The following is an 11,778-nucleotide window of genomic DNA, read 5'->3' as shown; positions in this document are numbered from 1 at the left end:
CCATAGTCGATCAGAGGTGACTGATCCAGCATGAGTAACGAGGCGAAGCTCCGCGACTACCTCAGGCGGACGACGGCTGACCTGCTCGCGACCAGGCGACGGCTGGAGCAGGTGGAGGACTCCCACCACGAGCCGATCGCGGTGGTGGCGATGGCGTGCCGTTTTCCGGGGGGTGTGCGGTCGCCGGAGGGTTTGTGGGAGTTGGTTGCGGGGGGCAGGGATGCGATCGACGGGTTTCCGGTGGACCGGGGTTGGGATCTGGAGGGGTTGTATCACCCGGATCCCGATCATGCGGGGACGACGTATGCGCGTAGTGGTGGGTTTCTGTATGAGGCGGCGGAGTTCGATCCGGGTTTCTTCGGGATCTCGCCGCGGGAGGCGTTGGCGATCGATCCGCAGCAGCGGCTGCTGCTGGAGCTGGCGTGGGAGTCGTTGGAGCGGGCGGGTATCGACCCGGCCACCGTCCGCGGCAGCGACACCGGCGTCTTCGCCGGGGTGATGTACGACGACTACGGCGCACGGCACGACCAGGCACCGCCGGACCTCGAGGGATACCTGGGCACCGGCAGTGCGGCCAGCGTCGTCTCCGGCCGCCTTGCCTACACCTTCGGGCTGGAGGGCCCGGCGGTCTCGGTGGACACGGCGTGCTCGTCGTCGCTGGTCTCCGTGCACCTCGCCTGCCAGGCCATACGGCAAGGCGAGTGCTCCCTCGCTCTCGCCGGCGGCGTCACCGTCATGGCCACACCCACGATGTTCGTCGAGTTCAGCCGGCAGCGCGGTCTGGCGCCCGACGGGCGGTGCAGGTCGTTCGCGGATGCCGCGGCCGGCACGGGGTGGGGTGAGGGTGCGGGGTTGGTGTTGTTGGAGCGGTTGTCGGATGCGCGGGCCAAGGGGCATCCGGTGCTTGCGGTGGTTCGTGGTTCGGCGGTGAATCAGGACGGTGCCTCGAATGGTCTGACGGCGCCGAACGGGCCGTCGCAGCAGAAGGTGATCCGGCAGGCGCTGGCGAACGCCCGGTTGTCGGTGCGTGATGTGGATGTGGTGGAGGCGCACGGGACGGGGACCACACTTGGCGACCCCATTGAGGCGCAGGCGTTGCTGGCGACGTATGGGCAGGGCCGGGAGGCGGGCGATCCGTTGTGGCTGGGGTCGGTGAAGTCGAATATCGGTCATACCCAGGCCGCCGCCGGGGTCGCCGGGATCATCAAGATGATCGAGGCCATGCGGCACGGACTGCTGCCGCGGTCGCTGCACATCGACCAGCCGTCCACGCACGTCGACTGGACGGCGGGCGCGGTGTCGTTGCTGACCGATGACCGGCCCTGGCCCGGCCGCGACCGGCCGCGCCGCGCCGCCGTCTCCTCCTTCGGCGTCAGCGGGACGAACGCGCACTTGATTCTTGAGCAGGGCCCGTCGGTGGTGCCGGAGCAGGGGCCGGCCGAGGGACCGATGGCTCTGGTCGTGTCGGCGAAGTCGGGCGCGGCGTTGCGTGATCAGGCCGGTCGGCTGGGGGAGTGGCTGGAGGGCCGGTCACTGTCCGAACTGGCAGGTGCTGCGGGGCAGTTGTCTTCGCGGGTCGTTTTCGACCACCGGGGGGTGGTCGGCGCGGACGACGTCGATCAGGCGCGTGCGGGTCTGGCCGCACTTGCCTCGGGAGAGGAACACGCCCGTCTCGTCACCGGCGAGTGCCCCTCCGCGGTGGGCGGACTGGCGTTCCACTTTCCCGGCCAGGGCGCGCAGCAACCGGGTGTGGGGCGTGAACTGGCCGCGTGTTACCCGGTGTTCGCCGACGCGCTCGACGAGGTGTGCGCGGCGCTCGATCCGCACCTGGAGCGACCGCTCAGGGAGATCCTGCTCGCCCTGCCCGGCAGCGCGGAGGCTTCTCTGATCGACGAGACGGGTTATACGCAGCCGGCATTGTTCGCGTGGGAGGTGGCCTTCTACCGGCTGGTGACGTGGGCCGGGGTGCGTCCTGATGTGCTGATCGGGCATTCGCTGGGGGAGTTGACGGCGGCGCACCTGGCCGGTGTGTTCGATCTCGCGGACGCGGCGCGCCTGATCGCGGCGCGGGCGCGGCTGATGCAGGCGCTCCCGGCCACCGGCGCGATGGTGGCGTTGCAGGCGACCGAGGAGGAAACCCTCGCCCTGATCGCCGACCATGAGGACGCTGTGTCGCTCGCGGCGGTCAACGGGCCGCGTGCGACGGTCATTTCCGGTGACCGTGACCGGGTGCAGCAGCTTGCCGAGGGGTGGCGGGAGCGGGGCCGCAAGGCCACCGCTCTGCGTGTCTCGCACGCCTTCCACTCCCCGCAGCTGGATCCGATGCTGGGTGACTTCCGTGCGGTCGCGGAATCGGTCACCTACCATCCGCCGACCATCCCGGTGGTCTCGAATGTGACCGGCACCCTGGCCGGCCCGGAGTTGCTGACCAGCGCCCGCTACTGGACCGACCACGTGCGCGGCACCGTCCGCTACGCCGACGGCGTGCACGCCCTGGACGCCACCACCCATCTCGAGGTCGGCCCGCACACCACGCTCACCGCCCTGCTCGGCGTCCTGAGCCCGGACACGCCGGCCGTACCGGTGCACCGCAAGGACCAGCCCGAACCCGGCACCTTCCACACTGCCCTGGCCCGCCTGCACGTCCAGGGCCACTCCGTCGACTGGAGCGCGGTCAACCCGGCCACTCCCGGGGCACCGCATCCCGACCTGCCCACCTATCCCTTCCAGCGGGAGCACTACTGGCTGCCCGCCGGCACCGGCACCACCGACCTGACCACGGCCGGGCTCGACACCGCCGAACACCCCCTGCTCGGTGCAGCGATCACCCTCGCGGCCAACGACACCTTCATCGCCACCTCCCGACTGTCGCTGGCGAGCCACGCATGGCTCGCCGAACACCGGGTCATGGACGTCGTCCCGGTGCCCTCCACCGTCTTCCTCGACCTCGCGCTCGACGCCGGAGCACGCGCCGGCAGCCCGGACGTCGCGGAGCTGGTCCTGGAAGCGGCCTTGGTCCTGCCGGACTCGGGCGCCGTCGACCTCCAGGCGGTGGTCGCGGCGCCGGACGCCGCAGGCCGCCGTACGATCACCTTCCACACCCGGCCGGCGGGCGAACCCGACGCGGACTGGATCCGCCACGCCACCGGCATCCTCGGTGGCCCGCAGGCAGTGGCCGCGCCGGACGACGATCTCGCCGCCGCGTGGCCCCCGGCGGGCGCGGTCGCGCTCCCCATCGACCACCTGTACGGCGAGCTCGCGGAGCGCGGTTACGAGTACGGAGCCCTGTTCCAGGGAACCCGCGCCATCTGGCGGGACGGCGACGACCTCTACGGGGACATCGAACTCCCCGCCGACGCCGACACCACCGGATTCCTCATCCACCCGGCCCTGTTGGACGCGGCCCTGCACCCGCTGCTCGCCGACGGCGAGGGGGACCTCGCGCTGCCGTTCTCGTGGGAAGGCGTCGCACGGTACGCCCCCGCCCGGCACGCGGTGCGCGTCCGGCTGAGCCCCGTGGGCAAGGGCGCGTTCACCGTGCACGTCAGTGATCCGGACACCGGAGCACTTCTGCTGACCGCCGCCCGGCTCACCGTGCGTCCCGTCGACCCCGCTCAACTCGCAACGGCCGGACAGAATCTGCGGGACGGGCTCTTCCACCTGGAATGGGTCGCCGTCCCGGCGCCCGCGCGTGCCCTCCCGGACGGCACCACATGGGCCTGCCTGGGTCACGGCGACGACCTGCCCGAGGGCGTACGGCTGCCCGCCGGGACCGTGTGGGGAGGCGACCTCGGCCAGCTGGCCGAATCCGTTCCCGATCTGCTGGTGACCGCGGTCGCACCGCTTGCCGGAGACCCCGTCGAACGGACCCGCGCGGCCACGACGGCCATGCTCCGGCTGGTGCAGGAGTGGCTGGGTGAACCGCGCCTCGCCGCCGCTCGTCTGGTCGTCCTCACCCGGCGAGGCGCCCTCGCCGCCGCGCACGACACCGACTGCGACCCGGCGCAGGCCGCCGTGCTGGGGCTGCTGCGCAGCGTGGAGAACGAGCACCCCGGACGGCTGGTGCTGATCGACTGGGAGGACGCGGACGTCTCCCTGACCGACGCCGTGACCGCGGCGGTCCTCGGCGGGGAACCACAGCTGGCGGTACGCCGTTCGGGGCTGCTCGCACCACGGATGGCCCGCACCGCCGACGACACCGGGCTGGCGCTGCCGCCGACGCCCAACTGGCGGCTGACCCTGCGCGGCACGGGGAGCGTCGACGACCTGGCGGCGACACCGTTCACCGATCCCGACGAACTCGCCGCCGGTCAGGTACGGGTCGCTCTGCGCGCCGCCGGGGTGAATTTCCGGGACGTCGTACTCACCCTGGGCATGGTCGCCGACGACCGGCCGCTCGGCGGCGAAGGCGCCGGTGTCGTGGTCGAGGTGGCCGACGACGTGACGGACTTCGCCCCGGGCGACCGGGTGATGGGCCTCTTCCCCGGCGGCACGGGGCCGAGCGGGATCACCGACCACCGCTACCTCTCGCCCGTCCCGACCGGCTGGACGTACGCCCAGGCCGCCACCACCCCGATGGTGTTCCTCACCGCCTACCACGCGCTCCACGACGTCGCCCGCCTGCGCGCCGGCCAGTCCGTGCTGGTGCACGCGGCGGCGGGCGGAGTGGGATTGGCCGCGCTGCAACTCGCCGAGCACTGGGGTGCCACCGTCTACGCCACCGCCCATCCGCAGAAGTGGGACACGCTGCGCGAGGGCGGCGTACGGAATCTGGCGTCGTCCCGCACCCTCGAGTTCGAGGAACGGTTCACGGAGACCACCCAGGGACGCGGGGTCGACGTCGTACTCAACTCCCTCACCGGCGAGTTCATCGACGCGTCGCTCCGGCTGCTGCCCAGGGGCGGCGAGTTCGTCGAGATCGGCAAGACCGACCGGCGCGACCCTGACCTGATCGCCGAGACGCATCCCGGCATCCGCTACACGACCTTCGACACGCTCGATACCGGTCCGGAGCACATCCATGCCATGTTCGCCGCACTCGGCGAACTGTTCGAGACGGGTGCGCTACGGCCGCTCCCCGTGACCACGTGGGACGTACGGCACGCCCGGGACGCCCTTCGTCACCTCGCCCAGGCCCGGCACACCGGCAAGGTGGGCCTGACGCTCCCGGCGACGGCGACGGCGACAGTCACGTCTGGCACGACGCTGATCACGGGGGGCACCGGTGCCCTGGGCGGCCTGCTGGCCCGGCACCTCGCCGCCACCACTGCCGGCAGCCACCTGCTGCTGGTCTCCCGCACCGGCCACGCGCCCGAACTCGTCGCCGAACTCACCGACCTGGGCGCACACGTCCGCGCCGAAGCCTGTGACGTCACCGACCGCGACGCCCTCGCGGCCCTGCTCGACACCCTCCCCCCGGAGCACCCCCTCACCGCCGTCTACCACCTGGCCGGCATGGTCGACGACGCGCCCGTGACCTCCCTCGACGAGGAGCGGCTGCGCACCGTGCTCGCGACAAAGGCGAACAGTGCCTGGTGGCTCCACGAACTCACCCGGAGCCATCCCGTCGAGAGGTTCGTCCTGTATTCCTCGGTGGCCGGTGTCATCGGCTCCCCGGGACAGGCGAACTACGCGGCGGCCAACGCCTTCCTCGACGCCCTCGCCGTCCACCGGCACCACCAGGGCCTGCCGGCCACGAGCATCGCCTGGGGACTGTGGGACGAGGCGAGCGCGATGACCGGCGGGCTCACCGCGGCCGACCGCACACGGATCACCCGGACGGGGCTTGCCCCGCTGACCGCGGCACTGGGCCATGCCCTGTTGCATCACGGCTGCGCCTCGGGCCTGCCCGCCGTAGTCGCCACCCGGTTGGCCCCGAGTGCGGATGACGCGTCGGTTCCGGCGGTGCTGCGGAACGTCCGCCGTGGCGGAGCCAGGCCGACCTCGGCCCGCCAGTCGGGCACCCCCGCGGATCAACTGGCCCGGCGACTGGCAAAGGAAGCGGTGGGCCGGCACCACGCGATCCTGCTCGACCTCGTCCGTACACAAGTCGCCGCCGTACTCGGCCACTCCGACCCGACGGCTGTCGCACCCGGGCGGCCGTTCGTCGAGCTGGGCTTCGACTCGCTCACCGCACTCGAACTCCGCAACCGTCTCGCCACCCGCACGGGACTGTCCCTGCCCACCACCCTCGTCTTCGACCACCCGACACCCGACGGGCTCGCCGAGCATCTGCTTGGCTCCCTCACCGCGACCAAGTCCGCGCCCGGGGCATCCGTCTCCGCCCGAACGGTCATGGACGACGAGCCGATCGCGGTGGTGGCGATGGCGTGCCGTTTTCCGGGGGGTGTGCGGTCGCCGGAGGGTTTGTGGGAGTTGGTGGCGGGGGGCCGGGATGCGATCGAAGGGTTTCCGGTGGACCGGGGTTGGGATCTGGAGGGGTTGTATCACCCGGATCCCGATCATGCGGGGACGACGTATGCGCGTAGTGGTGGGTTTCTGTATGAGGCGGCGGAGTTCGATCCGGGTTTCTTCGGGATCTCGCCGCGGGAGGCGTTGGCGATCGATCCGCAGCAGCGGCTGCTGCTGGAGCTGGCGTGGGAGTCGTTGGAGCGGGCGGGTATCGACCCGGCCACCGTCCGCGGCAGCGACACCGGCACGTTCGCGGGCGTGATCCCACAGGAGTACGGCCCGCGCGTCTACGACGCACCGGCCGACCTGGAGAGCCACCTGGGGACCGGCAACCAGCAGAGTGTCGTCGCCGGTCGGCTGGCCTACACGTTCGGGTTCGAGGGGCCGGCCATGTCGATCGACACGGCGTGCTCGTCGTCCCTGGTCGCGGTGCATCTCGCCTGCCAGGCGATACGACAGGGCGAATGCTCTCTGGCGCTGGCCGGAGGGGTCACCGTCATGGCGTCGCCGTCGCCCTTCCTGGTCTTCAGCCGGCAGCGCGGTCTGGCGCCCGACGGGCGGTGCAGGTCGTTCGCGGATGCCGCGGACGGCACGGGGTGGGGTGAGGGTGCGGGGTTGGTGTTGTTGGAGCGGTTGTCGGATGCGCGGGCCAAGGGGCATCCGGTGCTTGCGGTGGTTCGTGGTTCGGCGGTGAATCAGGACGGTGCCTCGAATGGTCTGACGGCGCCGAACGGGCCGTCGCAGCAGAAGGTGATCCGGCAGGCGCTGGCGAACGCCCGGTTGTCGGTGCGTGATGTGGATGTGGTGGAGGCGCACGGGACGGGGACCACACTTGGCGACCCCATTGAGGCGCAGGCGTTGCTGGCGACGTATGGGCAGGGCCGGGAGGCGGGCGATCCGTTGTGGCTGGGGTCGGTGAAGTCGAATATCGGTCATACCCAGGCCGCGGCCGGGGTGGCCGGGATCATCAAGATGATCGAGGCCATGCGGCACGGACTGCTGCCGCGGTCGCTGCACATCGACCAGCCGTCCACGCACGTCGACTGGACGGCGGGCGCGGTGTCGTTGCTGACCGATGACCGGCCCTGGCCCGGCCGCGACCGGCCGCGCCGCGCCGCCGTCTCCTCCTTCGGCGTCAGCGGGACGAACGCGCACTTGATTCTTGAGCAGGGCCCGTCGGTGGTGCCGGAGCAGGGGCCGGCCGAGGGACCGATGGCTCTGGTCGTGTCGGCGAAGTCGGGCGCGGCGTTGCGTGATCAGGCCGGTCGGCTGGGGGAGTGGCTGGAGGACCGCCAGGACTCCGATCTGGCGGGCGTCGCCGCGCAGTTGATCTCTCGCACCGCTTTCGATCACCGTGCGGTGGTCAGCGCGGACGACATCGCGCAGGCCCGTGAAGGGCTGGCGGCACTCGCCTCAGGACAGGAGCATCGCCGGCTCGTCACCGGTCACGACACGGGTCATGACGGGCATCTGGCGTTCCACTTTCCCGGCCAGGGCGCGCAGCAACCGGGTGTGGGGCGTGAACTGGCTGCGTGTTACCCGGTGTTCGCCGACGCGCTCGACGAGGTGTGCGCGGCGCTCGATCCGCACCTGGAGCGACCGCTCAGGGAGATCCTGCTCGCCCTGCCCGGCAGCGCGGAGGCTTCTCTGATCGACGAGACGGGTTATACGCAGCCGGCATTGTTCGCGTGGGAGGTGGCCTTCTACCGGCTGGTGACGTGGGCCGGGGTGCGTCCTGATGTGCTGATCGGGCATTCGCTGGGGGAGTTGACGGCGGCGCACCTGGCCGGTGTGTTCGATCTCGCGGACGCGGCGCGCCTGATCGCGGCGCGGGCGCGGCTGATGCAGGCGCTCCCGGCCACCGGCGCGATGGTGGCGTTGCAGGCTTCCGAGGAGGAAACCCTCGCCCTGATCGCCGACCATGAGGAGGCGGTGTCTCTCGCGGCGGTCAACGGGCCGCGTGCGACGGTCATCTCCGGTGACCGTGACCGGGTGCACGAGCTTGCCGAGGGGTGGCGGGAGCGGGGCCGCAAGGCCACCGCCCTGCGTGTCTCGCACGCCTTCCACTCCCCGCAGCTGGATCCGATGCTGGGTGACTTCCGTGCGGTCGCGGAATCGGTCACCTACCACCCGCCGACCATCCCGGTGGTCTCGAATGTGACCGGCACCCTGGCCGGCCCGGAGTTGCTGACCAGCGCCCGCTACTGGACCGACCACGTGCGCGGCACCGTCCGCTACGCCGACGGCGTGCACGCCCTGGACGCCACCACCCATCTCGAGGTCGGCCCGCACACCACGCTCACCGCCCTGCTCGGCGTCCTGAGCCCCGACAGCCTCGCCGTACCGGTGCACCGCAAGGAACAGCCAGAACACCACACCCTGCACACTGCCCTGGCCCGGCTCCACGTCCACGGACACATCGTGGACTGGACGGCGGTCAATCCGGCCACCACCCCCACACCACATCCCGACCTGCCGACCTATCCCTTCCAGCGGGAGCACTACTGGCTGCCCGCCGGCACCGGCACCACCGACCTGACCGCGGCCGGTCTCGACACGGCCGGCCACCCCCTGCTCGGCGCCGCGATCACCCTCGCCGGGAACGCGGCCTCGATCGCCACCTCCCGACTCTCGGTCGGGCGGCACCCGTGGCTTGCCGAACACCGGGTCTTCGGCGCGAACATCGTGCCCGGCACCGGTTACCTCGACCTCGCGCTCGACGCCGGAGCCCGCGTCGGCTGCCCCGTGCTCGCGGAACTCACCCAGGAGGCGCCGTTGACCGTGCCGTCGGACGGTGCTGTGGACCTGCAACGGGTCGTCTCGGCGCCGGACGCCGATGGCCTTCGTACGATCACCTTCCACACCCGGCCGGCCGATGAGCCGGACGCGGACTGGACCCGCCACGCCACCGGCATCCTCGGCCCGCGGGCTGTGGCCGCGCCGGACGACGACCTCTCCGTGTGGCCGCCCGTCGGGGCGGAGCCCATCGACGCCGATGAGCTCTACCCGCATCTGGCGGCGCAGGGATACGAGTACGGGCCGCTGTTCCAGGGGGTGCGTGCGATGTGGCGGGACGGCGACGACCTCTACGGCGAGATCGAGCTCCCCGCCGACGCCGAGACCGCCGGATTCGCCATCCACCCGGGGTTGTTGGACTCGGCCCTGCACCCACTCCTGCTCACCGCGACGGGAGGCGCCGGCGCCGAGGCCACGGGCGGGGTCCGGCTGCCGTTCGCCTGGACCGATGTGACGCTGCACGGGCCCGCCGGGCGGGCGGTCCGCGTGCGGCTCCACCCGACCGGTGACGACACGCTGTCCGTGACCACGACCGACCCCCGCACGGGGGGACTGGTCGTGACCATCGGCCGCCTCACCGTACGGCCCGTCAGCCCCGCGCAGATCGCGGCGGCCGTGCGGGGGGTGTCGAACGTGCGGAACAGCTTGTTCCACATCGCCTGGGCCGCCGTTGCCGAAGGACAGGAACCCCCGGCTGCGGACCGGGTGTTCATCACCGGCGAGCCCGGGTCGGGCGACGACGTCCTGGCGTACCCGTTCCAGGCGGGTGAGGGCGGGCGGACGTGTGCGAGCGTGGCCGCGCTCCGCTCCGCGCTGGACGACGGTGTCTCGGCGCCGGACGTCCTGGTGGTCGGCCTGAAGCCTGGGGAGGGGGGCGATCCGGTCGGCCGTACGCACGTCGCGACCGCCTCCTTGACCCGCCTGGTCCAGGACTGGCTCGGCGACGAACGGCTCGTCGGCAGCACGCTGGTGGTCCTCACACGGCGCGCCTGCCGGATCGTCGACGAGGACGGTGTTCCCGACCTCGCCGCCTCGGCCGCGTGGGGGCTGCTGCGCAGTGTCCAGAGCGAACACCCCGACCGCCTGCTGATGGTGGACCTCGACGAGGAGCCGGCCGACACGGCCGTGTCCACCGCCCTGGCCGTGCGGGAGCCGCAACTGGCCCTGCGGCGGGGTGTCCCGTACGCGCCCCGGCTGGTCCGCACACCCCTTCCGGCCGAGCCGTCGGCGGCGTCGGTCACCGGCACGACGCTGATCACGGGGGGCACCGGTGCCCTGGGCCGCCTGCTGGCCCGGCACCTCGCCGCCACCACTGCCGGCAGCCACCTGCTGCTGGTGTCCCGCACCGGCGAGGCGCCCGAACTCGTCGCCGAACTCACCGACCTGGGCGCACACGTCCGCGCCGAGGCCTGTGACGTCGCCGACCGCGACGCTCTCGCCGCCCTACTGGACACACTCCCGGCCGAGCACCCCCTCACCGCCGTCTACCACACGGCCGGGGTGCTGTCGGACGCCACGATCACCGCGCTCGACGAGGACGCGCTGCACTCCGTACTGGCGCCCAAGGTGGACGCCGCCTGGAACCTGCACGAACTCACCCGGGCCCATCCGCTCGACACCTTCGTGCTCTACTCGTCGGCGGCCGGTGTCCTCGGCTCGCCCGGGCAGGCGAACTACGCGGCCGCCAACAGCTTCCTCGACGCTCTCGCCGTCCACCGGCACCACCAGGGCCTGCCCGCCACGAGCATCGCCTGGGGACTGTGGGCCACCGATTCGACGCTGACAGGACACCTGGACGCCACCGACCGCGACCGCATCGGCCGCAGCGGATTCACTCCGCTCAGTGCCGAGCACGCCCACGACCTGCTCGCCCACGGCCTGGGCAGCGGACAACCCGCGCTCGTCGCCGCCCAGTTGAACCCCGTCGCACTGCGCACCGCCCCGCACGTCCCCGTCCTGCTGCGCGATCTGGTGCCCCGGCCCGAGTCGTCGGCACCGGCGCAGGCCCCCGACGCGTTGGCGGACCGGCTCGCCGGGCAGTCGGCCGAGCAACAGCAGGAGATCCTCCTGGAGTTCGTGCGCACCCACATCGCCGCCGTGCTCGGCCACCCCGACCCTGGGGCGATCGCGCCGCACCAACCCTTCACCGAACTCGGCTTCGACTCGCTCACCGCGCTGGAATTCCGCAACCGGCTCACCGGGCACACCGGTCTCGCCCTGCCGGCCACGTTGGTCTTCGACCACCCGACACCCGGTGGGCTCGCCGGACTCCTCCGGTCCCGCCTGGCCTCCGACGTAGAGAAGACGGCCGGCAGCGCCGTGCTCGACCAACTCGAGCGGCTGGAGGCGGAGATGGCCTCGGACACGGCCGACGGCGCGGACGCCGGTGTCGTGGCGAGCCGGCTGCGCGGCCTGCTCGCGCGGCTGGAGCGCAGCCGTACCACGGAAGCGTCAGGCGGCTCGGAGAGCGCCGCGCCGCCGCTCGAATCGGCCTCGGTCGATGAGCTGCTCAGCCTCATCGACAACGACCTCGGCCGTGCCCGTACCCCTACCAGCGACGTACGAGGGTGA

At 72.0% G+C, this 11,778-nt stretch carries 1 protein-coding gene; it reads left to right on the top strand.

Annotated elements, in window-relative coordinates; genetic code table 11:
* Positions 1-30: 30 nt before the first annotated feature.
* On the top strand, positions 31-11,778 hold the full coding sequence (locus tag Q4V64_RS00330) for a type I polyketide synthase (protein WP_303708644.1): 11,748 nt from the start codon (positions 31-33) through the stop codon (positions 11,776-11,778).

It is taken from the genome of Streptomyces sp. NL15-2K, assembly GCF_030551255.1.
Lineage (GTDB): Bacteria > Actinomycetota > Actinomycetes > Streptomycetales > Streptomycetaceae > Streptomyces.
This window is presented reverse-complemented; position numbering and strand designations above follow the sequence as displayed.

Excerpts from the sequence above, each read along its gene's own strand:
- Q4V64_RS00330 (WP_303708644.1), top strand. The coding sequence starts at position 31 with ATGAGTAACGAGGCGAAGCTCCGCGACTACCTCAGGCGGACGACGGCT.